The 24,170-nt window shown below is 62.4% G+C and carries 25 protein-coding genes; 13 read left to right on the top strand and 12 right to left on the bottom strand.

All coding sequences use genetic code 11. From position 1 onward, the window contains the following. Positions 1-336: 336 nt before the first annotated feature. The 4 genes from AC3RLQ_RS30065 to AC3RLQ_RS30080 all read left to right on the top strand — a co-directional run bounded on the left by AC3RLQ_RS30065 (position 337) and on the right by AC3RLQ_RS30080 (position 3,346). Entirely contained in the window at positions 337-1,314 is a 978-nt protein-coding gene (locus AC3RLQ_RS30065) for a GDSL-type esterase/lipase family protein (RefSeq protein ID WP_493032587.1), read from the top strand. A 199-nt stretch (positions 1,315-1,513) separates the two neighbouring features. Beyond that, the gene (locus AC3RLQ_RS30070) at positions 1,514-1,957 is read left to right on the top strand and encodes a tetratricopeptide repeat protein (RefSeq protein WP_493032588.1); all 444 of its coding nucleotides are present in this window, start codon (positions 1,514-1,516) and stop codon (positions 1,955-1,957) included. A gap of 259 nt (positions 1,958-2,216) precedes the next feature. Further along, complete coding sequence (locus AC3RLQ_RS30075; protein WP_493032589.1) at positions 2,217-2,921, top strand: hypothetical protein; 705 nt, start codon at positions 2,217-2,219, stop codon at positions 2,919-2,921. Positions 2,922-3,031: 110 nt separating this feature from the next. Further along, positions 3,032-3,346, top strand: a complete 315-nt coding sequence (locus tag AC3RLQ_RS30080) for an outer membrane protein assembly factor BamB family protein (protein ID WP_493032590.1) — start codon at positions 3,032-3,034, stop codon at positions 3,344-3,346. A 475-nt stretch (positions 3,347-3,821) separates the two neighbouring features. On the opposite strand, the gene AC3RLQ_RS30085 is transcribed toward AC3RLQ_RS30080, so the two are convergent. Continuing rightward, the gene (locus tag AC3RLQ_RS30085) at positions 3,822-4,133 is read right to left on the bottom strand and encodes a hypothetical protein (protein ID WP_493032591.1); all 312 of its coding nucleotides are present in this window, start codon (positions 4,131-4,133) and stop codon (positions 3,822-3,824) included. A 711-nt stretch (positions 4,134-4,844) separates the two neighbouring features. Between AC3RLQ_RS30085 and AC3RLQ_RS30090 the strand changes: the two genes are divergently transcribed. Beyond that, a complete protein-coding gene (locus tag AC3RLQ_RS30090; RefSeq protein WP_493032592.1) occupies positions 4,845-5,303 on the top strand; it encodes a very short patch repair endonuclease in 459 nt (152 codons plus the stop codon). 508 nt (positions 5,304-5,811) lie between these two features. On the opposite strand, the gene AC3RLQ_RS30095 is transcribed toward AC3RLQ_RS30090, so the two are convergent. Both AC3RLQ_RS30095 and AC3RLQ_RS30100 read right to left on the bottom strand, forming a co-directional pair. Then, the gene (locus tag AC3RLQ_RS30095; protein ID WP_493032593.1) at positions 5,812-6,234 is read right to left on the bottom strand and encodes a hypothetical protein; all 423 of its coding nucleotides are present in this window, start codon (positions 6,232-6,234) and stop codon (positions 5,812-5,814) included. A 35-nt stretch (positions 6,235-6,269) separates the two neighbouring features. Beyond that, positions 6,270-7,064: an HNH endonuclease gene (locus tag AC3RLQ_RS30100; protein ID WP_493032594.1), complete on the bottom strand. Its 795-nt coding sequence runs from the start codon at positions 7,062-7,064 to the stop codon at positions 6,270-6,272. A gap of 38 nt (positions 7,065-7,102) precedes the next feature. On the opposite strand from AC3RLQ_RS30100, the gene AC3RLQ_RS30105 reads away from it, so the two are divergent. Next, positions 7,103-7,762, top strand: coding sequence for a hypothetical protein (locus AC3RLQ_RS30105; protein WP_493032596.1), 660 nt, complete (start codon positions 7,103-7,105; stop codon positions 7,760-7,762). A gap of 263 nt (positions 7,763-8,025) precedes the next feature. Here AC3RLQ_RS30105 and AC3RLQ_RS30110 read toward each other — a convergent pair whose 3' ends face one another. From AC3RLQ_RS30110 to AC3RLQ_RS30120, 3 genes are all read right to left on the bottom strand, one after another. Then, on the bottom strand, positions 8,026-9,306 hold the full coding sequence (locus tag AC3RLQ_RS30110) for an AAA family ATPase (protein WP_493032597.1): 1,281 nt from the start codon (positions 9,304-9,306) through the stop codon (positions 8,026-8,028). Between the two features lie 296 nt (positions 9,307-9,602). Next, positions 9,603-10,700 carry a CHC2 zinc finger domain-containing protein gene (locus AC3RLQ_RS30115; protein ID WP_493032599.1) on the bottom strand — a complete coding sequence of 366 codons (1,098 nt, stop codon included), beginning with the start codon at positions 10,698-10,700 and terminating at the stop codon, positions 9,603-9,605. 133 nt (positions 10,701-10,833) lie between these two features. Further along, positions 10,834-11,202, bottom strand: coding sequence for a helix-turn-helix domain-containing protein (locus AC3RLQ_RS30120; protein ID WP_493032601.1), 369 nt, complete (start codon positions 11,200-11,202; stop codon positions 10,834-10,836). Between the two features lie 303 nt (positions 11,203-11,505). Between AC3RLQ_RS30120 and AC3RLQ_RS30125 the strand changes: the two genes are divergently transcribed. Both AC3RLQ_RS30125 and AC3RLQ_RS30130 read left to right on the top strand, forming a co-directional pair. Continuing rightward, the gene (locus tag AC3RLQ_RS30125; RefSeq protein ID WP_493032603.1) at positions 11,506-11,778 is read left to right on the top strand and encodes a ribbon-helix-helix domain-containing protein; all 273 of its coding nucleotides are present in this window, start codon (positions 11,506-11,508) and stop codon (positions 11,776-11,778) included. Then, positions 11,775-12,068: a type II toxin-antitoxin system RelE/ParE family toxin gene (locus AC3RLQ_RS30130; protein ID WP_493032605.1), complete on the top strand. Its 294-nt coding sequence runs from the start codon at positions 11,775-11,777 to the stop codon at positions 12,066-12,068. Before AC3RLQ_RS30125 ends, AC3RLQ_RS30130 begins: the two co-directional genes overlap by 4 nt. A 146-nt stretch (positions 12,069-12,214) precedes the next feature. Here the strand turns inward: AC3RLQ_RS30130 and AC3RLQ_RS30135 are convergent, their stop codons facing one another. Continuing rightward, a complete protein-coding gene (locus tag AC3RLQ_RS30135) occupies positions 12,215-13,066 on the bottom strand; it encodes a hypothetical protein (protein ID WP_493038846.1) in 852 nt (283 codons plus the stop codon). Between the two features lie 72 nt (positions 13,067-13,138). Further along, complete coding sequence (locus tag AC3RLQ_RS30140; protein WP_493032607.1) at positions 13,139-13,690, bottom strand: hypothetical protein; 552 nt, start codon at positions 13,688-13,690, stop codon at positions 13,139-13,141. Positions 13,691-14,498: 808 nt separating this feature from the next. Here AC3RLQ_RS30140 and AC3RLQ_RS30145 point away from each other — a divergent pair. Together AC3RLQ_RS30145 and AC3RLQ_RS30150 are read left to right on the top strand one after the other, a co-directional pair. After that, positions 14,499-15,056: a YaeQ family protein gene (locus AC3RLQ_RS30145; RefSeq protein WP_493032609.1), complete on the top strand. Its 558-nt coding sequence runs from the start codon at positions 14,499-14,501 to the stop codon at positions 15,054-15,056. Between the two features lie 492 nt (positions 15,057-15,548). Beyond that, positions 15,549-16,742 carry a serine hydrolase domain-containing protein gene (locus AC3RLQ_RS30150; RefSeq protein WP_493032611.1) on the top strand — a complete coding sequence of 398 codons (1,194 nt, stop codon included), beginning with the start codon at positions 15,549-15,551 and terminating at the stop codon, positions 16,740-16,742. A gap of 134 nt (positions 16,743-16,876) precedes the next feature. Here the strand turns inward: AC3RLQ_RS30150 and AC3RLQ_RS30155 are convergent, their stop codons facing one another. Next, positions 16,877-17,401 carry a hypothetical protein gene (locus AC3RLQ_RS30155; RefSeq protein ID WP_493032613.1) on the bottom strand — a complete coding sequence of 175 codons (525 nt, stop codon included), beginning with the start codon at positions 17,399-17,401 and terminating at the stop codon, positions 16,877-16,879. A gap of 37 nt (positions 17,402-17,438) precedes the next feature. Continuing rightward, positions 17,439-17,981 (bottom strand): hypothetical protein, encoded by a 543-nt coding sequence (locus AC3RLQ_RS30160; RefSeq protein WP_493032615.1) that lies wholly within the window; start codon positions 17,979-17,981, stop codon positions 17,439-17,441. A 301-nt stretch (positions 17,982-18,282) separates the two neighbouring features. Here AC3RLQ_RS30160 and AC3RLQ_RS30165 point away from each other — a divergent pair, with 301 nt between their 5' ends. Next, positions 18,283-18,657: a hypothetical protein gene (locus tag AC3RLQ_RS30165; RefSeq protein ID WP_493032617.1), complete on the top strand. Its 375-nt coding sequence runs from the start codon at positions 18,283-18,285 to the stop codon at positions 18,655-18,657. 160 nt (positions 18,658-18,817) lie between these two features. Here the strand turns inward: AC3RLQ_RS30165 and AC3RLQ_RS30170 are convergent, their stop codons facing one another. Further along, positions 18,818-20,863: a fibronectin type III domain-containing protein gene (locus AC3RLQ_RS30170; protein ID WP_493032619.1), complete on the bottom strand. Its 2,046-nt coding sequence runs from the start codon at positions 20,861-20,863 to the stop codon at positions 18,818-18,820. 299 nt (positions 20,864-21,162) lie between these two features. Then, a complete protein-coding gene (locus AC3RLQ_RS30175; protein WP_493032621.1) occupies positions 21,163-21,447 on the bottom strand; it encodes a hypothetical protein in 285 nt (94 codons plus the stop codon). 107 nt (positions 21,448-21,554) lie between these two features. Here AC3RLQ_RS30175 and AC3RLQ_RS30180 point away from each other — a divergent pair, with 107 nt between their 5' ends. Continuing rightward, positions 21,555-22,433 carry a GH25 family lysozyme gene (locus AC3RLQ_RS30180; RefSeq protein ID WP_493032623.1) on the top strand — a complete coding sequence of 293 codons (879 nt, stop codon included), beginning with the start codon at positions 21,555-21,557 and terminating at the stop codon, positions 22,431-22,433. Positions 22,434-22,583: 150 nt separating this feature from the next. Further along, positions 22,584-24,038, top strand: a complete 1,455-nt coding sequence (locus AC3RLQ_RS30185) for an IS4 family transposase (RefSeq protein WP_493032625.1) — start codon at positions 22,584-22,586, stop codon at positions 24,036-24,038. Positions 24,039-24,170 lie beyond the last annotated feature (132 nt).

Genomic DNA, 24,170 nt, shown 5'->3' on the forward strand with positions numbered 1-24,170 from the left:
CCGCCCTCCGCTGCCGGGCGCCCCAAGGACGGCGCACCTTTTAGATCGCCTGCGGGAAATGACAGACCCGGAATCACGGACCCGCACAGCGGTTCCCTACCATCCCGAAATCGACGCAGCGCTGGTTTGGCACCTCAAAAATCAAAAATCGATGGCTCATCAATCGTCAATCCTCCGGCTGCGGCGCGGCCTGGGTACGCCTGATGGACGATTCATCCTTCGCAGTGCCTGCTACGGAGAACGCGTTGATGAGCAAGGATGGTTGATTGTCGAAGTATCCTCTCCCCAAACCTCCCTCTAGACAACTCCCACCGCCTCCGCTCCAATAGCGCCCGCATGAATTTGAAATCCCTGGCCGGCCTCGTGGTGCTTCTGAGCGCCTCCTTCGCATCCGCTCAAGCTCCGGAGACGGACGCCCCTGCTGCCTCCGCACCGGCGCAGCCCTCCTCCTTTCAGTTTCAGGACGGCGACCGCGTCGTCCTCATCGGCAACACCGTGCTGGAGCGCGAGCAGCGTTACGGCTCCTTTGAGCCCCGGCTGGATCTCGCCCTGGGCGAAGAAAAAGTCACCGTGCGCAATCTCGCCTGGAGCGGCGACACCGTCTTTGGCCATGCACGCTCCTACTTCGGCCCGCCTGAGGAAGGCCTGCAGCGTCTCTCCGTGCACCTGGAAATGCTCAAGCCCACCGTCGTCATCCTCTGCTACGGCAGCGAGCTCGCGTTTGAGCGCCTCGGCTCCCTGCCGGACTTCCTGACCGGCTACCGCAATCTCATCGACCTCATCCGCTCCAAATCCCCCGGCGTGCGCGTCATCATCGCCACCCCGCCCCCGCTGGAGACCCTGCCGCCCCCGCTGCCAGACCTCTCCGCCGCGAACCGCAATCTCTCCAGCCTGCGCGATGCCCTGCACAAATTTGCCCTCATGCAGAACGCGTATTTTGTCGACTGGTTCGAGCTCATGGGCGGCCTCCCCAAGCCCGGCGTCATCCGCAAGCCCCTCACCGAAAACGGCGTGCACTACACCCGCGAAGGCTATGAAAAGCTCAGCGCCAAGCTCATCGAAGGCCTCGGCCTCAAGCTGCCCGATGCGCCCTCCCCCGCGCTGGAAAACCTCCGCCGCGCCGTCATCGCCAAAGACACCCTCTTCTTCAACCGCTGGCGCCCGCACAACGAGACCTACCTCTTCGGCTTCCGCAAACACGAGCAGGGGCAAAATGCCAAGGAAATCCCCATGTTCGACCCCCTCATCGCCCAGGGCGATGCGACGATCCAGAAGCTGAAGGAAGAAGCCCTGCAGCAGGCGCGCAGGCCGTGAGGCAAAGTACTCCCGAGCTTTAGCTCGGTCTGGAAAACGCGCCGCCACGCCCCAGCCCTGCCAGCCGCCAATTCGTCCTCGTCCTCGTTCTCCTGCTCGTCCTCGATCCTAGCGCGTCGCTGGGGCCCAAACGTTTGCAGTGGTTTGATCATCGCGCAGACACCGCCTCATTCTAAGTTTAGAAAGCCGTGGCAGTAAAATGAGCGATCTTTCCGACCACATCCACGCGCAGATCACCCGCCTGTCAGAGCAAGGCGACGCCTTCGCTGATGCTGGCGACTGCAATGCTGCAGTGAGATGCTTTGAAGAGGCCCTCGATCTTTTGCCAACACCCATCGAACAATGGTCCGCTGCCGGCTGGCTGTTCACAGCCATCGGTGACACGCTTTTTCAGTCAGCAAGATACAGCGAGGCCATTCAGCCATTGCTCAATGCCGTCAAATGCGCAGGAGGCATCGGCAATCCCTTTGTGCATCTGCGGCTGGGGCAGACCCAGCTCGAACTGGGCCATGAAGTCCTCGCTGCGGATGAACTGGCCCGCGCGTACATGGGTGCAGGCAAAGAAATCTTTGAAGAGGAACCCACCAAGTATTTCGACCTGGTGAAATCCAAGCTGAAGCCACCCCCAGGCGGATGGTGTTAAAAGTAGCGCCCCAGCATCCGCGCCCCGCGGCAGCGTCTTGGACTGCGGCGGCAAGCCTCGGCGCGACGCCGCTTTCGCAGGCCGGTTGATGCTCTCAAGCCTGCTGCGCTGGCCGCACCACTCCGGCCTTTCAACTGCCTTTATCAGCGTCTCATGAGCGTCAAATCAGCGGTTACAAACTGCTCCAACCCTCACCTCGCCTCTCCAGTTCATTCTGCATTTACAATTCCTCCGGCTCCCGTCACGATGACCCACACCGATGAAGCGCCTCACATTCATCCTCATTTCCGCCGCCCTCCTGGCTGCAGGGATCTGGGGCTATGTGGCCTTCGTGGAGCGCGAAACCCAGCCCGTCGTCATCACCCTGAAGCTGGGGTATTCCAGCCCGCTCTCGCGGCAGTACTTTGAGCATCTGGTGCTCTACGCCACCCAAAATCCGGACTCCAAGCACCGCGTTTTCTTGGAGCCGCCGCCCTCCCTCTGCGAGCCCGAGCGCAAGGTGTGGAGGCTCGGTCCAGCCACCTTCGCAGGCTTCAAACTCCAGCTGCGCGATGAGCTTGGAATCCTCGCGCCGTGGAAGCGCGAGGTGCTGCACACGGACTTCGACACCCTGCTCCGGCAGGGCCGCAAGGTGGACATCACCGTGGGGGGCAACACCGCCCGCGTGTCCTTTCGCATCGGCGACCGGAAACTCGGCGAGGCGGACTACTGGCGCCACACACTCATCGGTGGCGATGCCTTCCTGCTGGAGCCGGAAACAGACGCGCACGGCACGCGGTGGCGGTTGGTGATGCGTACGCTCCTCACAAAAGACTGCACCTGCCGCTTCGCCCTGATCTCCCCCGGCGACTACCGTGTGGAGCTTCACAACTCCGCCGGCGCCATCATGCTCGCCGGCCCGCTGCACTTCCCCGGCGACTCCGAGCAGATCCAGAACCTCGAAGCCCAGGTGGAGCGGCCGTAGCGCCAGCCAAGTAGCCATGTTCCTGCGGAACAGGGGATCGCCTCCCGCCATTCCAAACCACGCCGCATCTTCCACTGGCGCGTCCTCGCCCCCGGCTGCTCTTTCCCGCCATGGACATCTCCGACCTCGTCTTCACCGGATTCAACAAACGCGTCGCCGCCCTGCACCGGGACACGGGCGAAATCGTCTGGCAGTGGACGGCTCCCTCCGGCGAGACCTACGCCAGCCTGCTGCTGGATGGCGACCGCCTCATCGTCTGCATCCACGGCTACATGTACGCGCTGGATGCCACCACCGGCCGGCAGCTCTGGGTGAACGAGATGAAGGGCTTTGGCTTCGGCGTGGCCAGCCTCGCCTCCGTGCGTGGCAGCCTCAGTTCCAGCGCCCTCCTCCTGAACTCCGCCGCCGAATCCGCCGCGCGCTGAGGCCGGTGGGCAAACCGCCGCCGCGCCTTCGGTGAAGGGCCCGGATTCTGACCGCTGAGGTGACACTAATCCGGATATTCTGGTGGGCATTTATCAGCGTTTAATGAGCGTCTAGTCAGCGGTTCAAAAGCTCTGAATGCTGACCACGGAACACACGGAATACACAGAATCTGATTTTGAACCGAACTCCGGGTTCCGTGTATTTCGTGTATTCCGTGGTTGATCAAACCGAGCCATGACTCGCTGTTCGTACGCCCTCGGTGAAGCGCCCGGATTCCAACCGCTGATGTGACGCTGACATGACGCTGATCCGGAATCCAGAACTCAGACTCCGGATATTCTGACGTTTTTTTTCAGCGTCCAATCAGCGGTTCCAAAACCTCTGCTTCAAGCCCCCGCATCCCTCCCCCAAGAAAAAGCCGCCAGCGGCATCATCCGCTGGCGGCCTCACTTCACTCGACCCTCAAAAAGGAGCTCAATGCATGCTGCAGTGCTTCATGGCGCCGCCGCAGGTCTTGCAGACGTGCTCGGTGAAGGTGCCGGTCTTCACCCATGAGACGACCTTGTTCTCACAGTCCGCGCAGGACATCTTGCTGGCGGACTTCAGGGTCACGAAGCCCTTGTCTCCCGCCGCTGTGGTCACGCTGGGGGACTTGAAGTACACCGTGTGGCACTTGCTGCAGGTGATGGCGCTGTGGGGCGTCGAAGACGCATGGGTGGGGGCCGCGCAGGAGCTGAGGAAGCCGGCCGCGGCCAGGGTGGCGAGGAGGAGCAGTCGTGTTTTCATAGGATGTGGTAGGTTATGGTGGTTGCTGTTGGTTGGATTTCGCTGGTTGGTCCGAAAAAAAGGGGAAGCACCGCAGCTTTCGCCGCAAGCGCCTGCCACCGGCATGCGGTCCCCGCCCCTGATGTGTGTGTGCCGGGGCGCGGATCCCATGATCCTGTGACGAGTGCCATCCTAGTCCTCCCCGCGCCCTCCTGCTCCGCGTCCCTTGCGAAGCACTGCGTGGTTTTTACCTGCATAAACCAAGCTTCATGACGAGCGCGTCATAGGCATGGAGCCTAGCGGGTCCGGGAGGGCTTGGGTGCGCAAAAGCCACAAGGCTGCTTTCAATATCATCGTCCCACGGTGGGCAGCGCAAAAGGTGAAGCGCCCGGATTCCAACCGCTGACATGACGCTAATCATCAGAGCCGAGCGAAGCGAGCCAGACGACCAAAGGGAGCCCGGAGGGTGAGCGAAGCGAGCCGAACGAAGTGAACCGGAGCGTAGCGGAGATAGCCGAAGGCAAACAGACGACCGTAGGGAGCCCGGAGGGTGAGCGAAGCGAATCAATCAATCAGTCCGCATATTCTGATTGGTTTTTATCAGCGTCTCATTAGCGTCATATCAGCGGTTCAAAACCCTCTGCTTCAAACCCCACCCCACCGCGCCACCTCAGCCTCCTTCCTCAAGTTCATCAAGTATCCAGCATCTAGGATCTAGTCCCCTCCCGCCCCATGCCAGACGTCTTCACCCCAGCCAAGCGCAGCGAGGTGATGAGCCGCATCCGCTCCACCGGCAACGCCGCCACGGAGCTGCGCTTGCGGGACCTGCTGCGCGCCGAGAAGATCACCGGCTGGCGGCGGCATGTGTCCGTGTGCATGCCCCATCCGCGCGCCGGGGAGAAAAAGATCCGCAAGCCCCGCGTGCGACCCGACTTCGTCTTCCGCAAGGAGCGCGTCGTCGTCTTTGTGGACGGCTGCTTCTGGCACGGCTGCCCCCGCCACGCCACCCGCCCCCGGCAGAACCGGAAATTCTGGGACGAAAAAATCGCCCGCAACCGCCAGCGGGATCGCCTCGTCACCCGCGAGCTCCGCAAATCCGGCTGGACCGTCCTCCGCCTCTGGGAATGCGCCCTCTCCCGCAAGCGCCAAGCGCAGACGCTGGCCCGGCTCAGGCGGGCGCTGGGGACTTGAGATTGTCTAAAAGGCGCACGCTTCTGCGGCTATGGAGCGCGGACCTCCGAGTCCGCAGCAGGTCGCCAAAACTTCGCGTGTGGCGCTGCATGATGAACCTCGCAAACACGGTGACCCTCGGCGTGAATGGGCTGAAGGCGAAGAGCGGAGCGCCGCGTGCTGCGGGGCGCTGCGGACTCGGAGGTCCGCGCTCCAAAGACGCCCTCCGCTGCCCCCACAAACCAAGAACCAAGAACCAAGAACAACGAACCAAAAACCCCGGCAACTCAAACACCCCCTCCGGTTGCCATGATTTCGTCTCAGGCACCCCCCTCGCCCCTTCCACCGCTTGCCACGCACCGCCGCCTCCTGCACTCCAATGCGGCCCGTTGCCATTTCCGGCACCGTGTTTTTGACCCCTCCGCACCCTCATGGTTGCCGGTTGCCCACCCTATGTTTTCGAAATGGCAACCGGCAACCGGAGGCCTTGTGGCTCCATCTTTAGCGGCCACTCCCAAGGATCAGCCATTCACTTGACCACCGTTGCCCGGCCCTCGGCATCCATTTGGTACTCGCATCGCAAAGCCTCGTGTCTGCCGGAGGTGAAACCGCTGAAAAGCCCTGACTGCGGGTCCTTCAGCAGCTTCCACGGGATGAACGTCATACCCTCCGCAGAAACGTTCGACGACCGATCAAACATGATTCGTCGTTGCGCGTCCCCCTGGCACCAGTCCTGCAGCTCCGGCAGGCTCTGCGGCCAGCGCTCATGCGCACGGCGGAAATCCTCAGCCAGACCATGCAGGCATTTCAGCCTCACCAGATTTTCACGGGACTCGCCATTGCGGTCATACATCGGTCTGCTGATGAACTGGCCACACACCAAACCCGCGATGAAAATCACGGCACATAAAAGGGATTTACGCATAGGCATGAGCTGGGGGTGGTAAGCCATGTGGCTTGGGGTTGGATCTCTGACACTGAACTCCGCTACATCTTCAAAAACGTCTCCCGATGCTCCGCCATGAACGCGAGATCCGGCAGCACGGAGTCCTCAGGCATCTCCAAAGTCTGCCCCTCATACGCGGCGAAGTTTTCCTGCACCGCCCGCTGCGGCAGCTCGCTGAGCAGGCGCTTGGAAAGCAGCAGGCGCAGGTTGTCATCAAACGAGATCAGATGGCGGTCAAACGCCGCATCGTGCAGGCGTGAGAGGCAGAGGCCGTTGCGCACATTGAGCCGCTGGCCGGCATGCGTGCCCCAGGGCAGAATGTGCGAGGCGATGAGCAGCTCGCGCAGACCCAGCTGCGACACGCCGCAGCGGCCGCCAAAGTTGTTCAGCACCGCATTGCGAAAATAGTCCTGACCCAGCCGCACCTGCACCGTGCTGGTGGTCGTCGTCGGCCCTGAGGGCGGTGTCTTGATGATGCGGATGCCCTGCTTCGGCAGCACCTCCATCTCCGCCTCCGGCCCCGCCTTCATCAGCTCGCGCAGCGCCGCCTCGCTGGCAGGCACGCACGCCTCCAGGTTGTCGTGAAACTCCTGCCACATCGCAGCATCCAGTTTGCTCGCGCCATCCAGCCCCTTGATCCCGCGCAGCTTCAGCGCCGGATCCAGCGAAGCCAGATTGCACAGCTTCATCGCCACACTCCCCGCCGTGCGCTCCAGCTTCTTCGCCAGCGTGATCACCGTCGGCTGCCGCTCATGCATCTGCCCAAACCGCAGCTTGTGGTACACATTCAAGAGAATGAGCAGCTCAGGACGGGTCCAGTTTTTGCGTGCGGGCATTCCAGGAAACTAAAACCCTTGTGCGTTGCTGGGAAGTCATGATTTTCAAAAACGACTCTCTCGATCCTGCTGCTGTCTTTGCCTGTGCCATGTCCCTGCGGGATGCCTGCGATCAGGCCGCCAAGCTGCAAAACCTCAGTCTAAGCGATGTCTTCAACGGCGTGGATCAGTTTTACCGCGAAGCGATGCGCATTGCGGCATTGTTTGAGGAATGGGCCTGCAAGCATGTGGTCTTTGATGAGACGGAGGACGTCTGGCCCTACCTGCTGGAGGACAAGTTTGGAGCCGCATGTCTGCAGCGCATGAGTGTGGAGAATCTGAGCGGCTTCGACGCCGAGGACTGCCCGGATGTGGCCATGAAACTCCTGCTGCCGTTGCATTATCAAGATGCGCCGCGCCTGCCGCTGGACGTGAAGGCAATCAATCCTGTTCCAGCTTCCCCCTTCACCCACTGGCGCATTCAAACCATTCGCTGCCTAAGCGGCGACGACAGTTTTGAGCCCATGATCTACGGCGATGATCCTTTCGATGCCGAATACGAGCCCTCCATTCTCGCCCTCTATGGCGTGAATGCCGAGGGGCTGGTCGAGCACATCAAAGACTTTGACCGCTATGCGGATGCCGTGGCCTTCGTCAGCAAAATCGCGCCAGGCGTCGAATTTCCTGAGGAGCCGGTGGTGAATGCGCAGGGGCGTTGATGCCCAGCGGGCGCTCTCGGAACTGCCATTTCCCGGTTGCCGCATGGCAACCAGACACCCCTTTTCGGTTGCCATGGGTTTGGCTTCGGACCTTCACAAACGTGCGTCGGGTTTCCACGGGATGCCACGGTGTGCTACATTATGCCATAAAAAGCTCCAAAAAACGAGGGGGTGGAGAGGCTTGGTTGCCGGTTGCCATTTCGAAAACATAGGGTGGGCAACCGGCAACCAGAGGTGCCGTGTGGAGCGGGTGGAGCGGGGTTTTAGCTGTCGTCGTCCTGTTCGTAGCCGTCGTCATCGTCGAAATCATCATCGCTGGCGTGGACGCGTATTTTGCCGCGCCCCTTGGACGGCGAGGCTTTCGGCGGCAGCAGCTTGTTGGCACCGCCGCTGAGACGGCCATCCTGCAGGGCTTTGCGCGCCCATTTGCTGACGGTGCCCTTGTTCTTGTCCATCAGCTCCGCGAGGTCCTTCTGGCTCGTCACCCCCTCCAGCACATGCTGGATGAACTGCTCGTATTCCGAGACCTGCGCCAGCTCACACTGAATGTCCGTGATCCCGGTGGTCTTGTCGGTGGTGAAGTGCCAGAGCATGTCGGGCAGGGGATCGCCGGTGTTGCGGGAGGGTTTGGCGAAGTGGCTGACGAATTTCGCGCCGGGGTCGCTTTCCAGGCGGGCGTTGCGCAGTTCGATGATCCAGGAGCAGGCGTCTTCGCGCTTGGAGTGGCCGCGCATCATGCCGTTGCGCCCGGCGTGGTGGACGACGATGACGGTGATCTTGCGCCGGCGGAGCTCGAGCAGCCAGTGGGAGAGGGGCTCGTAGTCCATGCCTTTGTTTTCATCCACGCCGGAGGCCAGGGAGCTGAGGTTGTCCAGTATGATGACCTGGTAGCCCTGCTGGATGATGAGGTCGGTGATGCGCTGGCGGTCCTCCACTTCGCCGATGTTCAGGCAGGTGCCGTTCTGATTGAAGAGGTGCTCGTGGTGGAGGTGGCACACCTTGGAGAGGTCCAGCCCCTTGGCGCGGTACTTGGTGTGCTCCAGCGCCATCTCGCCATCGATGTAGAGCACGGGGATGTGATCGGGTGCGGGCGCAGGCGTGGCTTCGGGGGCATCGTCCGGCGTGGGGGCGGTATCTGAGGTGTCGGGGGCAGCGGCAGCCCACAGGCCCAGCGGGCGGCGGCAGGAGATGGCGCCGGGCAGGGCCATGGCCATCCACGTCTTGCCCACGCCGCGCGGGGCGTAGATGTAGCCCAGATCCCCCTGGCACAGCCACTGGTCCAGCAATGCGGGCCGTGGCGGGATGACGAGGGCCGCGAGCTGCTCTGCCGTGAGGACAAACTGCGCCAGCGGTGGCCGTGGCGGCGGCTGTCCGGGGGCGGGCTGCGCCTGAGCGCTGCTGGCATAGGCCTGCGGGGCCGCAGCGGGGACGCCCGTGCTCTGCGTGTGGGTGGTGCCCTGCGCAGGAAAAGGGCTGCGTGCGCGCAGGCGCTCGCGCTCGGCGAGTTCTTCGGCGGTGGGTATGAAGGGTGTGGCCAGGTCCATGGTGTGTGTGTTCGTTTATGTTATGTTATGTTATGTTAGGGTATGGTGTTGACGGGAAATTTGCGGTTGTTGGCGGTGGCTGAGAGGCGGGGGCGGTTGGAAAGGGAGAGAGCGGTGGTTGAGATGCGGGATCGTCCTCGTCCTCCTACTCGAACTCGTCCTCGATCCTATGGCTTCGCAGTGGCTAAAGGGGGGCGATGAACGGTGGGCTCGATCGCCGGTTCCGGATGCTCGGTTCTTCGTTGAGGGCGGGAGCCAAAGAGATTGTAGTGATCGAGGACGAGTTCGAGTAGGACTCAAAACGGCGGATGCACCTCCAGATCGGGTTTGGGGAAGAGGCCCTCTCGCAGTCCGGCGGTGGATTCCTCATCCAGGCCGGCGGTGCAGTCGTTGAGGTCCTTGATGGGCGTGCCGTCCGTGCGGCGCAGCCGGGTGAAATCGAAGATGTCCACCACGCAGCCCACCTCAGCGAGCTGCAAGGCCCACTGGCGGGCGCTTTTGACACCGCCGCCGTCGGCATCGTTGTGCGGGTAGATGCGCACGCGGCGGCCGCGCATGAGCTCCAGCGCCCCGGGGTCGATCCGTGCGCCCGTGCCGCGCCCCAGCATGGCCACGGGCAGCACATCCCAGCGTTCCAGTTCGTGCGCAAAGTGCAGCGCCGCCAGGTAGTCCGGCCCGCCCTCCACCAGCAGCAGCGTGCGGAACTGGGGCAGGCGGCGCAGCACCGCCGCGCCCAGCGGCCAGTCTTTGCGGGAGCCGCGCAGCGTGTGCGCCTTCCGCCGGCCCAGAGAGCCGCACGCTGTGAAAGGCATGCCATCCAGCCGCCGCGCCTCCACCACGCGCTCCTCCGCATCCACCAGCAGCCAGCAGCGGAAGCCCTGCACGATGGCAAAGGTGAGCGTGCGCAGCGCCAGCGCTGTGGAAACGGCCTCCAGCGTGATGCGCCGTGTCTCCGCCACCAGCAGCCGGTCCGCCTCCGTGCCATTCTGCAGCGGCACGCGCAGGCCCTCCCGCTGCGGCGGCTCCTGCGGCGGCAGCAGCGCGGTGACCTTTTCTTTGAAGGACGTGCCGCGTGGGGTGCCGCTTTGCGGGCTGCGGCCCTTCACCGGCACGGGCACCCCGGCCAGCTCCAGAAACACCTTCAGCGCCTCCCCGGTGGTGATCTGCCGCGCCATGGCGATGAAGTCGATCACGTCCCCGTTCTGGCCGGTGCCGTAGTCCTTCCAGCGCTTCCCGTCCTTGGAGATGGAAAAGGAGGGGTTCTTGTCCTCCCGGAAGGGCGAGCGGCACGCCGCCGCCGGCTTCCCCGAGAGTCCGAGCTTCTGCCACACCTCCGGGATGAGCAGGCGTTCTTTCAAGGCTGGTATGTCGTGGTGGTTTGTGCGTGCAGTCATAAAGGGGTGGTGGTGGCCGGATCGTCCTCAATCACGGCGCGTCGCAGGAGGAGGGTGGTGATCGAACAGCAGCAGGAGGCAGCAGACGCGGACAAAGCGGCGTCTGTGTGATTAAACATGGTAGAAACTGGTATTAGGAGGCCGCAGCCATCCCGGCGGGAACGCCCATGCCGGGTGGGGCGGAAGCAGCAGCAGCGAAAGCGGAAGCCGCCCTGGCCGGCTGACCGTGCGTGCGCAGGGCCTCCATCACCTGCTCCAGATCATAGCGCCGCGCATGGCGCACGCCGATGGAGGGGATGAGGCGGTCGCGGTTCCACTTCTTCAGCATGCGGCGGTGGATGCCCAGAGCCGCCATGAGCTGGGCGGAGGTGAGCAAGGCCGACGGAGGTGAAGGAGGAGCCGGGGGCGCTGCGACTGCCGTGGCAGGCAGGGCGGCGTGAGGGACGGCAGCAGGGCCGGAGCCGGGAGAAACAGGCAGGTCGGAGGTCGTGTTCAATGTCATAGGAGAGAAGAGCAGTGTCTGGTATCCTCCCGGACGGCCCGCTGTTCGGACCTGAAAACCGTGGGTGATTATCACCCATTAGGCACGAATTCTGGAACGTCAACGAGCATTTTGGCAATGCGGCGCACAAAAGCGCCCGGCAGGGAAGAACGCCAAGGCAGGACAGGGCATGAGATGCGGAGTGGAACACGCCTGCGCCAAGCGTCCTGAACTGCGGCACCAAGCCTTGGCGCGACGCCGCTTTCGCCGTGCGGACAGCTGGTGAGGAGGAATCATCGCCGGCGGGCTGGCTTGACAGCCCTCATGTTTGAGAGACTGTCCAGCATGACCGTGACCGTGCCCGCCGCTTTGGAAACCTTTGTGAGCCAGAAGATCGCCTCGGGCCTGTATCGTGATGCGGACGAGGTGGTGGCCGAGTCTCTTGGACTGCTGCGGCAGGAGGAGCGCTGGAAGGCGGCTGCTGCCGCGAAGATCGACGCCGGTCTGCGTGATCTGGAGGAAGGCCGTGTTTTGACCGAAGAGCAGTCGCAGGCGCAGATGGCGGAGTTCAAGACCCGGTGGCGTGCAGGTGCATGAGCGGGGTGGTTTACAGCCACGCCGCGCAAGACGATCTGCAAGACCTGTGGGCCTTCATCGCGGAGGACAATCCCGATGCTGCCGATGTTTTGGAGGCCGACATTCGTGCGGAGGTGCAACAACTGGCGGAACTGCCCTCTCTGGGCCATCGCAGGCGTGACCTGACGCCGCACGATCTGTGGTTTCACACCGTGAGGAAGAATTACCTGATCGTGTATCGAGTGGACGATCGGCTGGAAGTGGTGCGTGTGCTGCACGGAGCGCGGGATGCCGTGCAGGAATTGAAGTGATTCTGGAGGCCTGATTCCCTCGCCGCGTTGCCAGGTTGTTCGTGCATGGCGCATGCAGTCGGCAATGGAAGGAACGAGGACGAGTAAGATCACCTGAGGTGGGCTGGATTGACCCACGCCGCCACGCACCCTCGCCGCCGCAGGCCTCACTTTGCATTCGCCCTGTCCTCGGCTTCGGCCTCGTTGAAGAGCTTTTTGATGCGCTCGCGGCGCTCTTCCTCGGGGGCGTTTCGGAATTGCTCCTGGCTGAAGTGTTCCCTCAGGGTGTTGCGAAATTTTTCTTTTCCCCGGTCCGACAAACTCTCGTAGCGTTTCCTGTCCTCATCACTCGGGCCTCTGCCCGTGGCGTCCTCCAGTTGCTTCGTTTCTGTCTCGGCAGCGGCCTGCTTTTTGCCGTTTGCAGTCGTGGGTGCTGCATGCTTGGCGGCTGGCCAGGTCTCCGTGGGCGTGATGGAGAGGGAATACACCACGCCGGAGATCTGCATGAGCTCGCAGCTTTTGCCCGGCTGCAGCAGGAGCATGCCTGTGGCCCCGTTTTTCTTGAAGCTGTAGGTGCTCACCACCGCCTGCCCTGAGCCCGGCAGGCCCAGGGTCTGGCTGGGCACGCGGGTGGTCACGGCCAGGGAATAGCCCAGCCTCAGGCCGCCGCCCTCCAGCTCGGAGAGCATGCCGCGCACGGAGAGCTCGGCGCCGTGGGGATCTTCCGCCGTGGGCATGGCCAGGCAGCCGTTGATCTGGAAGGAGGCGGAGCAGGTCTGCGCGGAGAGCTCGCCCGTCGGCTGGCCCTTTGCCGCCGCGCTGATGACGATGCGGTAGTTGGCCCCGAGCAGCGGCGTCTCCCTTTCAGCCTCGGCGGAGTCGAGTGACGGTGGTGCAGCCAGCGGGTTCTGCATCGGCCGGGGCGGCAGGATGACGGTTTTCCTGTCCTGCGCGGCGGCCGGCATGAGGCCCGTGCCAAGCGCGAGCGCGGTCAGGAGAATGAAGAGGGAGGGTTTCATCGGGAGCGGGAGTGTGGGTGGGTGCTTGTGCGCGTGGTCATGGCGGCCTCTGTGCGGGGCGCGGCCCGGGTTTCACTTCTGCGGCTCCGGGGAAAGCGTGAGGGAGTACACCACGCCGGCCATCGTCACCAGCTCGTAGGATTTGCCAGGCTGCATGCGCAGCGCTCCGGTGGAAAAGTGGTCGCGGTAGGAGATGAAACTGGAGACGTTGCCGCGCGGCTCCGGTTTGGCATCGGCCGCCTTGGCGTCTGACTCCGCGCGCTTCACGGGTGGCAGCACCGTGCGGGATACCTCCGGCGTGCTCAGGCCAAAGGTGTAGGTCATCAGCAGCGCGCCGCCCTCCTGCTCCTCGATCTTGCCGCGCAGCGTCAGCGTGGTGGCGGGCAGGGATTCATCCGCCGGTTTGTCGAGAAAGCCGGACGCATCGATGACCGGGGCGCAGGTCAGCAGGGAGATCTCTCCCAGCGCCTTGTCCCCGGACTTCGCGGCGAGCTTCAGCCGGTAGTTGGTGCTCAAAGCCGGAGTGGCCTGCGAAGGCGGAGCGCTGCGGCCCAGCTCTGCCTGGGCGTGCTGGCTGGCGGCCAGGAGGATGAGTGCGGCGGGGAGAATGCGTGCGAGTTTCATGGCTGGGTGCAGGGGCGGGGGTTCGATTCAAATGAAAATTCGCTGAAGGGCAGGGGCCTGCATGGGAGGCCGCATGGTGCGTGGGTGGGGAGGAAACAGCGGAGCCATGGCGACCTGCCACGAAATGCCATTTTTTGCTGTCTGCGGAAAATTTGCAATCTTATTTCGCAGGCCCCGCTCCGCATGGCCTGGGGCACGGCGAGGCGCATACAAGGGGGTGTGAAAAGGATGCAGAGGAGAACAAGGCATCTGGCTGCGAATGGCTGAGGACACACGGATTCCGCCGGGCTGGGAAGGACGCGGAGAAGGCCTGCGTGATCAGACCTTCGCGGCATTCAGACTTAGGCGGCGCTTGATTTATTCAGCACTTTTCCGGATTGGGAGCGTGGGGAAGGGAGATCGTGCGATGAGGGGAGATCGGTGACGAGCCGATCCCCGCATTTTCACCGCCGCAAGGACGGCGTACCTTTTTGAGCGCCTGCGGAAGCTGCAGACCCGAAATCACGGACCCTCGCAGCGGTTCCCTACCAGCCCTGCGGCACGCGCTACGCTGGATGGTAGGGATGCGCTGTGCGCGTCCGTAGAATCCTTCGTCACTGCGTGTGCGGGTGAGATTGCGCCTTCCCCTTTTTCCAATGCGCTCACGTTTGGCTGCTGCGGCGCGGAAGGATCGAGGCCCCATTCTTCGCTAAAGCTTCGAAGGGCAAGCCGAGCAGGAGGGCGGAGCTCTCATGCGGTGGGCCTTCCCTGACCAATGCCGTCACACACCCTCCCTTGCCACCCGCCGCATTCCCGTCTAAGCGAACGCATGGCCCTCAAAGCAATCATCTACAAAGCCAAGGTCTCCTTCTCCGACCTCGACGCCAACCGTTATGCCGACCACGAGCTGACCCTCGCGCGGCATCCGTCGGAGACGGAGGAGCGCATGATGATCCGGCTGCTGGCCTTCGTCCTCAATGCGCCGGAGAACAATGACCTCGGCAAGCTGGAGTTTGGCAAGGACATGTGGGAGGCGGATGAGCCCGCGCTCAGCCAGCACGACCTCACCGGCCTGCTCATGCACTGGATCGAGCTCGGCCAGCCCGATGAGAAAAAACTCGTGCGCCTCTGCGGCAGGTCCAAGAAGGTGAGCGTGTATAGCTTTGCCAGCAACGCCGCCACGTGGTGGGCCGCGCTCGCCGGGAAATTCACCCGCGTGAGCAATCTCACCGTGTGGCAGATCCCCGCCGCCGAAAGCGAGGCCCTCGGCGCCCTGGCGCAGCGCTCCATGGACCTCACCGTGACGCTGCAGGAAGGCGTCCTGTTTGTCGGGGAAGGGGACCGCACCGTGGAGATCAAGCCCGTGCGCCTGTGTGGTGCGGAGTAGGAGCGCCGTAGAGAAATCTTCCTCTTGCTCGACCCTGGAGTCATCGGAGGCTGAAGGCATCTTCGAATCAACCGCAGAGGGGCAAAGGAGCAGAGGTGGCAGAGTTCAGATTCAATCTCTGTTCCCTCCGCGCCTCTGCGGAAAATCGAACGTCCCCAGGCTGGCTGCTGAGAGGCTCGGCTGTCCTCGGCGAGAAGTTCAGATTCTAACCGCTGATGAGACGCTGACATGACGCTAATAATCCAGAATGTCGGACCTGAAATTCCAAGCCCGAAAAAAGGAAGGCAGGAGCTCAGGAATCAGAGGGATCTACTGGATTCCTCATTCAAAAACCCTTTTCTGATTTGGATTTATCAGCGTCTGATTAGCGTCATATCAGCGGTTAAAAATCTGTTCATCACACCGCCACATTCGTTAGTTGGACGCGCCCGGTTGAAAGCTTAGACTGAAACTGTTTGCCCCGCTCCCGTCACTGGCGCAGGGACAGCGCCCATGCTTTTCACCCGCTCCGCACTGCCCCGCATGCTGCGCCATTTCACCATGTTCCTCGTTCTCGCCGCCGCGACCGCCGCCCTCGCGCAAGACCTCCGCCCCAGCAAAGAACTCGTCTCCGCCATCGACCGCCTCGTGGCCAAAACCGGCATCGATGAAAGCAGCCCCGGCGTGGCCATCTTCATCCGCGTGCCGGGCAGGCTGCATTTCCAAAAGGGGTACGGACTGGCCAGCGTGAAGGATGAGACAGTCATCACCCCCAGCACGCTGTTTGAGCTCGCCTCCTGCTCCAAGCCCTTCACCGCCACCGCCCTGCTTATTCTGGTGGATCGTGGTATGCTCACGCTCGATGACGACGTGCGCGACCACCTCCCCGAGCTGCCTGAATACAGCAGCGACAATCCCATCCTCATCCGCGATCTCCTCCAGCACACCTCCGGCCTGCCCGAGTACTTCGACTTTGATGATGAAGGCGTGCCCATGCGCCACAAGACCTACGCCGTGAACGAGGACTACCTCGGCATGTTCGCCCGGTTGAAGAAGGACTACCCCCTGCAGTTCCGCACCGGCAGCAAGTTTGAGTACACGAACAGCAACTACCTCCTGCTCGCCAGCATCGTGCAGCGCGTGGCGAAGAAGCCCTTCGGCGAATTCGTGCGGGATGAGATCTTCCTCCCCGCCGGCATGCAGCACACCTTCATCTGCCAGAGCCCCAAGTCCGTGCCGCAGACCGAGGACGATGAAAAGTACAACCGCGCCTTCGGCTATGAGTGGCGTGAGAAGAAAGAAACATGGAAGCCCACATGGGGCACCCCGCCCGAGTGGCCGCAGAAAGTCATGGTGGTGGGAGACGGCGGCGTGTGGTCAAACCTCGAAGACATGGCCAAGTGGGACGCTGCCGTGCGCGCCAAAAAATTCCTCAAACCCGCCACCTGGAAGGAAGCCCTCACGCCCGCCACCACCCGCAAAGGCAAGGCCTTCGACTACGGTCTGGGCTGGACCCTCTACACCGATGACGACGGCTCCGTGCATGCCTGCGGTCACGACGGCACCTGGGCCGGGTTTGAGAACAGCTACTATCGCGACATCGGAGGCAATCGCAGCACCATCATTCTGAGCAATCGCGACACCCTGGACACCGATGAACTCTACCAGGCGCTCGATGCGCTGGTGGACAAGCACGTGGGGGAGTGAGGATGAGTGCTGCAGGCACTCTTGCCTGCAGGTGAGAGTTCCAGGACGTTCGTCGCAGGCAAGAGTGTCCGCATCACCTGCCCACGCCAGCCGCTTCGCTCAATCAACCGCCATTCACGTCGTGTCATGGCCTGTCACTTATTCTCTCTTTCGATTTTTTCCACCTTCCACTCCTTCGAGTATTTTTCAAACAGCTCAGGCCAGAACACATTGTTGAGCTCACCTTTGCCGTCCACGCTAAACCATAAATGAGGCACCTTGCTGTCATCGGGATAGCTGATGACGAGATACGAATACGCGAGCATCGACAGAGTGATAGAACTCCCTTTCGGGTTCTTAAACGTCAGGTGTATGGCCGCGCCCGTTCCAATGGGTTCGCCAAGATCGGGCCTGAAAATCCACTTTTGAGAGGTCAGGAAATCAGAAGTGGCGTTTTTCACACTGGCGGCAGCCGTCGAGGCTTTGACCTCGCGCTCATACACATACATCACCTTTTTCTTGTGGTTCCAACCATGCAGAGAAACGACAGGGGCTGCACGCAGGTCTTTGAAGGTTGAGCTCAGAACTTTGAGAGGATCTTCCGCCGCCTGCCCCGCAAAGCGCAGGCAAAATAGAATGGCACTCAGAGGCACGAGCCGGTAGGCGTGGAAAGGTTTCATGGGTGTCAAAGGGGCCTCAGTTCAAGGTTCATCACGCCTATTTCTCATCCTCATAGAACAAGTCACCTTCCGACCCTTCCGGCATGCGCGTCTCTGTGAAGTAAAGCACCTCGCCGCTGCGTGGCAGAGTGGTGGTGATGGAAGGCTGGGTCGAGCGTTCGCGAACATTGATAAACTCGTCGATGCGTACACAGCGGTACTTGCCGCGGATCACGCGGGTGAGGCAGCGCGAGTAGAAGCCGCCACCACCGCGCCCCCAGATCTCCAGCTGCGGATGGCCTTCAAACGGCGCCAGCCACCGCACGCTGACGCTTTGATCGTAGAAGACATGCTTCCGCCCGTTCTTCTCATTCAGCACGGTGAAGTTCAGCATCCACCCGCCGGAGCCGCCCATCTTGCGGATTTCCGGGTCACTCGGCTCGCTGATAGTGATGCGAAAACCGCCCTGCGTGAGCGCGCAGGGAACGTCATAAGGGAACTCCCGCAGCACTCCCGGCCACGGCTCCGTGGCCAGATCCGCACGTGCCGTGAGCGCCGCCACCAGCAGCCCGAGAAAGAGTGTTCGTTTCAATGTCCTCATGTGGCATGATCATTCACAAATCCGTGCGCTTGTCAGCATTCATATGGCTCCACTTATGACATGGTATGGCGAGGAATTGAAGCGAGGAGCGCTGACAGCAGAAGTTCTGAGCCGCTGATCAGGGGTCTCTTTTTGTCCTCATGCGCATAGGCGCAGGGCCCATGCGCACTCCACCACAATGCTGATTTTGCAGCGGCATCTGAATTCTTTTGAATCATGAAATCCAGGGCATCGTCTCTACCGGCGACGTTCGATTTTCGGACGCACCCAAAGAACAGAAACACACAACCACTCAAATACCATGAAAACGTTTCTCACCTTCGCCTGTGCCACGGTGCTGGGCTCTTTCGTCGTTCCCAGCAGCGCCAGTGCCGGCCTGCCCTTCTTCCGCTCGCACCCTCGCGTCAATGAAGTGAGCGGCCGCCTCAACAACGAGCAGCGACGCATCAACAACGGCGTCGTCACCGGCAGGCTCAGCCCCGGGCAGGCCAATCGCCTGGAACGCGGCGAGCAGCACATCCAACGGCAGGAAAACCGTGATCGCTTCATGCACAACGGGCATCTGACCGGTCGTGAAACCATGCGCCTCAACCGCGAGGAAAACGTGCTGTCGCATCGCATCAACCGCGCGGAATCCCGCCCCAGCTTCTTCCGCCGCTGGTTTGGCCGCCGTTGATCGGCAGGGGTTCAGACGCACACGTTGGAACCATTCAATTCAGACGCGGCATCTTCACGGATGCCGCGTTTTTTTGTGCACGGCTGTGAAGGGACAGGACCAGCGCAGCGCAGCCTGCCTCCTGAGCCATGAGTGAAATCACGTCATGATTCCTCGGTGCTCAGCGGGAGACCTTGAGACGCATGAAGCGGCGCGTGGCCTGAGCCATGGGGACCGTGTCATAGACGAGGACGTCGCGGGCGCTGCTGGGGTAAACCACCTCCTGCACAATTCCTGCATCAAAAGAAGCGGCGGCGGCGAACGCGCCGCCATTGCTGCTGCTGGCGATGGTGGTCCAAGGTCCGGAGAGGCTGTCCGCTGTCTGGACTTCAAGAGTCACATCCGGCGGGTAGGAGAGGCGGGTGAAGGAGAGGGAGAGGCGCGTGCCCCCGCCATTGTAGCTCTGGCAGCTTGGCGTGGGCGGGGCGCTCCGAATGGTGGGATCCAGCCCCAGGGCGTATTTGAGCAGGTTAGGCATGCCGTCGCCAGAGGGGTTGGCGAGATCTGCGGCACTCCCTGTGTCTCCGGTGGTATGAAAGTAGGTCTGCCGCCAGGCATCGGCGAAGGAGAGCGTGGTGAAGGTGGCATCGTTCCCGTAGTAGGCGGTGCCGGTGCTGTCCACCAGCTTGAGGCGGTAATGGTACGTGGTTGAAGGAGAAAGCGTGGTGAGAGCGGCCGAGGCAGCCAGCGGGTTGTTGCCGCCAATGATGATGATGACCGGATTTGAGTTTGCCACGGAGGTGCCGTACGAGGTGCTGAGTCCGTACTCGAAGCTGGCCGTGTAGATGCCGCCCTGCCTCGCATAGCTGCCGTTCAAGGCCACGTAGTTCGCCCCGATGGAGGTCGCCGCATCCGTGGTGGCCGTGGGGATTTGCAGCGTGGTAAAGGTGGCGTCCGCAGAGGTGGCGGAGCCTTCGTTGTTGGTGGCACGTGCGCGGAAGTGGTACACGGTGCCTGGTGAGAGTCCCGTGATGTGGACACCCTGGCTCGGGCTGGTGCTGGCGGGCAGGGTGCCAGGGTAGGCAACGGTGGTACCGTAGGTGGTGTCAGTGCCGTAGTCGAAGACGAGGGTGGCCGGGGAGCTGCCAGTCTGGAAAGAGGCGCTGAGCAGGGTGCCCGTGGCGGCAAGATCCGTCAGCGACCCGTTCACCCAGGTGAACGAGGGCGGCGCGGCAGGCGGCCCGGTGGTGAAGCTCATGTCCGCCCCATAGTAGGTTTTGCTTTTGGAAGGCACATAGGCCACGACGCGGTAGTGGTAGATCGTGTTCGGCTGCAGGCCGGTCAGGATGCCGGTCGCGACGACGGGGCCGGAGTTGATCGGATTGCTTTGAAGGCTCACAGTGACCTGTGTGGAACCATAGCTGGTGTCCGTGCCGTATTGGAAGGAGAAGATGCAGGGATCGCTGCCGTAGCTGCCGCTGACGGTGGCATTGATGTCAGCCACGCTGGTGGCGGCCAGCGTGGTGGCGTCCCCGCTCGGAAAGGTGATCATCTGGTCCGCACCGTAGTAGAAATCGCCCGTCGTCTGGTCCTGCGCGCACAGGCGGTAGTGGTAAACAGTTCCCGCCACGCCATAGAGCGTGCAGGTCAGGGGGGCGACACCGCTGCCGCTGACCATGTACGGAGTCGTGCCATAGCTCCCGCCTCCACTGCGATAGTCGCTGAACTGATTGATCTGGTAGGACATCAGAAGGTCATGCCCCTTGGGATCCACCGATCCGCTGACATTGGCGATGACATAACCCACCGACAGAACAGTGCCCGTGGTCAAGACCGGCGGGGCCGTGGTGGTGAAGGTCTGGTCTCCACTGAATACGCTGCCCGCTGTATCGGTGACTTTGACGCGATAATGGTAGGTGGTTGCAGAATTCAGGCCCGTGACCCTGCCGCCCACGGCGTAGAATGTGGCATTGGCACCATAGGGGCCCGTCATCGCCAGCTGACTCCCGTAGGTGGTATCCGTGCCGTACTCGAACATCACGCTCGCCGGGGTGCTGCCCGTGGTGAGGGATGACAATTGAAGGTAGGCGCTGGTATCCTGGAGCTGGAAAACGGCTGCGGTCCCCAGTGACGGAGGAGTCGCGGCCTCGGCGGCAGTCAGTCCCAGAGAGAACAGGGCGATCAGGAAAAGGAGGCAGCGAGTGTGAGATATCTTGGGGGGAGGCACAGGTGGCTATCTTATTCAGACCCTGCGGGACGGCAAGAATGGATGCGACGTTTCATCAGGACTCCTAAAAAGAGGCATGTAGGTGCGGCTTTTTTGCCTCCCATGCAGGCAGCCCCCTGTCAGGTGAAAAAGCCGGCCGGTTCGGGGGGGGCGGCGCGCTCTTGGTAGCTTCGATCCTGCGCCTTTCGTTTGCTTTTCATACTCGGTCAGGAGCTACAGAGTGTTTTGATTCGATTGCATGACAGAATGACTTCAAGATTGGAAGCGTGGATCATGCATGGGGGGTCTCTTTTCTGAAGTCACGATATTCTTCTTCTCAAAATCCCAACGACTTCCGGATCAATGATGCTCTCAAGCTCAGCGATCCTTTCAACGGTGTCTGATCTGAGCTTCTCCGAAAGCGCTTCGACTTTCACAAAGTACAGCTTGTCCACATATTCGCTCAGCAATGACGCCGCTTCTTTGCCAAACTGATCATGCCTGTCCCGGTCTTTCTGGCGTGCCCAACGCTCGTCGAGCAATCCAAAGTCGCCTTTGAATTCGTCGTAGAAATCGAGCAGGTCTTTCGTCACCAATGTGGGCATGGGAAATCGTTAAGATGGCGCCGCAGAGAAGTCATATTTTATTTTAACATCACCAGCCCCCACGCTTCCTCATTGACGCCACCCCACGCCTCCCGCTAAAACGGCGGATGAACACACGCGCCTCGATCTGGTTCACCCTTGCCGTGGCAGCTCTGCTCGCGTCCTGCTCCCCCATCCGCACGGAGACCGTCTCTGTGCATCGCGCGCGCGCGCTGCTCAACAACACTGTGGACTTCGGCTGGGACGGCGGCGCGCTGCACTGCCATCTCCTGCGCCGCATGGGCATTGATCTCATCATCCATCGTGCCACACGCGGCGCATCGAAGTCGGACGTGGAGTATGCGCAGCGCGAGCACGCGGCGCGGGTGGCTGGCTTGAAGTGGGGCGCGTATCATTACGTGAACCGCGCCGGAAATCTGCAGGCGCAGCTGGACCGCTTCATCCGCGTGGTGGCCGCCACGGCGCATCGGCATGGCACCACCGCGCATCCGGTGCTCATGGTGCTGGACAACGAAGGGCAGGACCGCGTCTCGTGGTCGCAGCTCGCCTGGGGCGCTCAGCACGTGCGGGCGCGCACCGGCGCATGGCCGCTGCTCTACTGCAGCGTGCCACTTCCTGGTATGCCGGGCTTTGACCAGCAGACGCGCGAGCTGCAGGCGCTCACTCCGGCGGAGCGCGCGGTGCTCAAGACCTGCGGCCTGTGGATCCCGCGCTACGGGGAGCAGTCGGCCATGCGCATGACCTTCAGCGTGCCGCGCGTCTTTGGCACCTGGAGCTTCTGGCAGTACTGCGGGGACATCAGCGGCCATCCCAAGACCGCGCTGCTGGGGCCGGAATTCACCGGAGACGTGGGCGGCGCCTACACCCGCCACGGCGGCCGTGCCTCTTTGCGCCATTTCTGCGACCGCAGCTTCTTCAACGGCTCCCACGCGGCTTTTGAGAAATTTTACCGCGAGCACTCCTCGGCGGTGAGTGCGTGGCGGTGAGGGGCAGGGGGGATTTGGAAAGGGAGAACGTGAGATGATGCCAGTGCACGCTGGGACGAAGGATTCGACGGACGCGGCGCAGCCTAACTCTTACCCACAAGTTTGAGGAAGGAGCGCTGTACAAAAACGGGTGCGGTTAAACTATGGGAGATGACAGCAGCAACGTCATCGAAAGGCAAAAGTATAGGCAGTCCATTGGCGGCGGGCTGGTCGCAACGCGAGCTGGCGCATCTCAGTGGCATTGATCCGCGTCTTGTGCGACGGCTGGCCATCATGCTTGAAGATTGGGCGGCGCAGCCGCAGGCCTCCATCCCTGAAGGCAGCCGCAGCAAAGCGGCTGTCAAGGCTTCCTACCGTCTGCTCTCCAATGAACGGCTCGAAGCTGCTGACATTGGGCAGAGTCATCGAGAGGCCACCTGGGGGCGCATGGCCGGCCATGAGGTCGTGCTGGCCGTGGCTGACACGACGAGCTTCAATCACACGACTCATGCTGGCACGGAGGGTGTCGGCCCCATCGGCCAGGGCAATGGCTGCGCGCAGGGCTTCTTGCTGCACAGCGTGCTGGCTTTCAGCGAGCAGGGCGAAGCTCTCGGCGTGCTCCATGCCCACACCTGGGCGCGCGAGCGTGACGGCCCCTCGCGGCGGCAACGGCAGGCGCAAAAGAACCGCAAAGCGCTCGATCAGCGCGAGAGCCACCGGTGGGTCAGCGCTTATGAAGCCATCGTGGCCCAGCGTCAGGCGGCTTCCGGCAGGCAGCCCCGTGTGGTGCTGGTTGCTGACCGGGAGAGCGATCTTTACGAGCTCTTTGTGAGCAACCGGCAGCATGACGAGCAATGTGCCGTGCTCGTGCGCGCCCTGCATGCGCGCCGCCTGCACGAAACGGGAGAGGTGGTGTGGGACCACCTCGAAGCGCAGCCGGAGCTGGCGCGTGTTGAGATCGTGGTGCCAGCGCAGGGCACGCGCAAGGAGCGCACGGCCACGCTGGTGCTGCGCAGCGCGCCGGTGAAGCTGGGGGTGCCGCGGGACAAGGCGCGGTTCTTTGGCGCGAGCACACCGCTGGATCTCTGGGCCATCGACGCGGTGGAGACCGGCGCGCCCGAAGGCAGCGAAGCGTTGCACTGGAAGCTGCTCTCCAGCATTCCCTGCGGGGATGCGGCGCAGGTTCAACGACAGCTGCAGTGGTATGCGAAGCGCTGGGGCATCGAGGTGTTCCACCGCACGCTCAAGAGCGGCTGTCAGAGCGAGGCGCGGCGTCTGGGCAGCCTGGAGAGGCTGCGCAAGGCGCTGAGCCTGGACTTGATCGTGGCCTGGAGGCTCATGGCCTTGCGCGATGCCGCGCGTCAAAAGCCGCAGAAGCCCGCGACCCAGTGGCTGGAGGCCGAGGAGTGCGCGGTGTTAAACGCCTGGGCCACGCGTCAGCTCAAGACGAAAACTCCAAGTCCACCCAGCATCGCCGAGGCGGTGCGCTGGATCGCGCGGCTGGGAGGCTACCTGGATCGCAAGAACGATCCACCGCCAGGCATGGAAGTCCTCTGGCGAGGTCTGCGCCATCTTCACGACATGACCGAAACCTGGAAGCTGCTTCATGTTGTGGGTAAGAGTTAGGCTGTGTCGGGTCCGTGATTTCGGGTCTGTGGCATGGCAGGCGGTCAAAAAGGTGCGCCGTCCCTGGAGCGGTGAGAGGCTGGAGGAGTTGGCGACGCTCCAGCTTTCACCCGCTCAGGGACACCCGGGCTG

The organism is Prosthecobacter sp. GW821-HT29F12 (assembly GCF_058803405.1).

What these genes read in the sequence shown, in the direction of transcription:
- AC3RLQ_RS30065 (WP_493032587.1), top strand. Translation starts at nt 337, where the DNA reads ATGAATTTGAAATCCCTGGCCGGCCTCGTGGTGCTTCTGAGCGCCTCC.
- AC3RLQ_RS30070 (WP_493032588.1), top strand. Translation starts at nt 1,514, where the DNA reads ATGAGCGATCTTTCCGACCACATCCACGCGCAGATCACCCGCCTGTCA.
- AC3RLQ_RS30075 (WP_493032589.1), top strand. Translation starts at nt 2,217, where the DNA reads ATGAAGCGCCTCACATTCATCCTCATTTCCGCCGCCCTCCTGGCTGCA.
- AC3RLQ_RS30080 (WP_493032590.1), top strand. Translation starts at nt 3,032, where the DNA reads ATGGACATCTCCGACCTCGTCTTCACCGGATTCAACAAACGCGTCGCC.
- AC3RLQ_RS30085 (WP_493032591.1), bottom strand. Translation starts at nt 4,133, where the DNA reads ATGAAAACACGACTGCTCCTCCTCGCCACCCTGGCCGCGGCCGGCTTC.
- AC3RLQ_RS30090 (WP_493032592.1), top strand. Translation starts at nt 4,845, where the DNA reads ATGCCAGACGTCTTCACCCCAGCCAAGCGCAGCGAGGTGATGAGCCGC.
- AC3RLQ_RS30095 (WP_493032593.1), bottom strand. Translation starts at nt 6,234, where the DNA reads ATGGCTTACCACCCCCAGCTCATGCCTATGCGTAAATCCCTTTTATGT.
- AC3RLQ_RS30100 (WP_493032594.1), bottom strand. Translation starts at nt 7,064, where the DNA reads ATGCCCGCACGCAAAAACTGGACCCGTCCTGAGCTGCTCATTCTCTTG.
- AC3RLQ_RS30105 (WP_493032596.1), top strand. Translation starts at nt 7,103, where the DNA reads ATGATTTTCAAAAACGACTCTCTCGATCCTGCTGCTGTCTTTGCCTGT.
- AC3RLQ_RS30110 (WP_493032597.1), bottom strand. Translation starts at nt 9,306, where the DNA reads ATGGACCTGGCCACACCCTTCATACCCACCGCCGAAGAACTCGCCGAG.
- AC3RLQ_RS30115 (WP_493032599.1), bottom strand. Translation starts at nt 10,700, where the DNA reads ATGACTGCACGCACAAACCACCACGACATACCAGCCTTGAAAGAACGC.
- AC3RLQ_RS30120 (WP_493032601.1), bottom strand. Translation starts at nt 11,202, where the DNA reads ATGACATTGAACACGACCTCCGACCTGCCTGTTTCTCCCGGCTCCGGC.
- AC3RLQ_RS30125 (WP_493032603.1), top strand. Translation starts at nt 11,506, where the DNA reads ATGTTTGAGAGACTGTCCAGCATGACCGTGACCGTGCCCGCCGCTTTG.
- AC3RLQ_RS30130 (WP_493032605.1), top strand. Translation starts at nt 11,775, where the DNA reads ATGAGCGGGGTGGTTTACAGCCACGCCGCGCAAGACGATCTGCAAGAC.
- AC3RLQ_RS30135 (WP_493038846.1), bottom strand. Translation starts at nt 13,066, where the DNA reads ATGAAACCCTCCCTCTTCATTCTCCTGACCGCGCTCGCGCTTGGCACG.
- AC3RLQ_RS30140 (WP_493032607.1), bottom strand. Translation starts at nt 13,690, where the DNA reads ATGAAACTCGCACGCATTCTCCCCGCCGCACTCATCCTCCTGGCCGCC.
- AC3RLQ_RS30145 (WP_493032609.1), top strand. Translation starts at nt 14,499, where the DNA reads ATGGCCCTCAAAGCAATCATCTACAAAGCCAAGGTCTCCTTCTCCGAC.
- AC3RLQ_RS30150 (WP_493032611.1), top strand. Translation starts at nt 15,549, where the DNA reads ATGCTTTTCACCCGCTCCGCACTGCCCCGCATGCTGCGCCATTTCACC.
- AC3RLQ_RS30155 (WP_493032613.1), bottom strand. Translation starts at nt 17,401, where the DNA reads ATGAAACCTTTCCACGCCTACCGGCTCGTGCCTCTGAGTGCCATTCTA.
- AC3RLQ_RS30160 (WP_493032615.1), bottom strand. Translation starts at nt 17,981, where the DNA reads ATGAGGACATTGAAACGAACACTCTTTCTCGGGCTGCTGGTGGCGGCG.
- AC3RLQ_RS30165 (WP_493032617.1), top strand. Translation starts at nt 18,283, where the DNA reads ATGAAAACGTTTCTCACCTTCGCCTGTGCCACGGTGCTGGGCTCTTTC.
- AC3RLQ_RS30175 (WP_493032621.1), bottom strand. Translation starts at nt 21,447, where the DNA reads ATGCCCACATTGGTGACGAAAGACCTGCTCGATTTCTACGACGAATTC.
- AC3RLQ_RS30180 (WP_493032623.1), top strand. Translation starts at nt 21,555, where the DNA reads ATGAACACACGCGCCTCGATCTGGTTCACCCTTGCCGTGGCAGCTCTG.
- AC3RLQ_RS30185 (WP_493032625.1), top strand. Translation starts at nt 22,584, where the DNA reads ATGACAGCAGCAACGTCATCGAAAGGCAAAAGTATAGGCAGTCCATTG.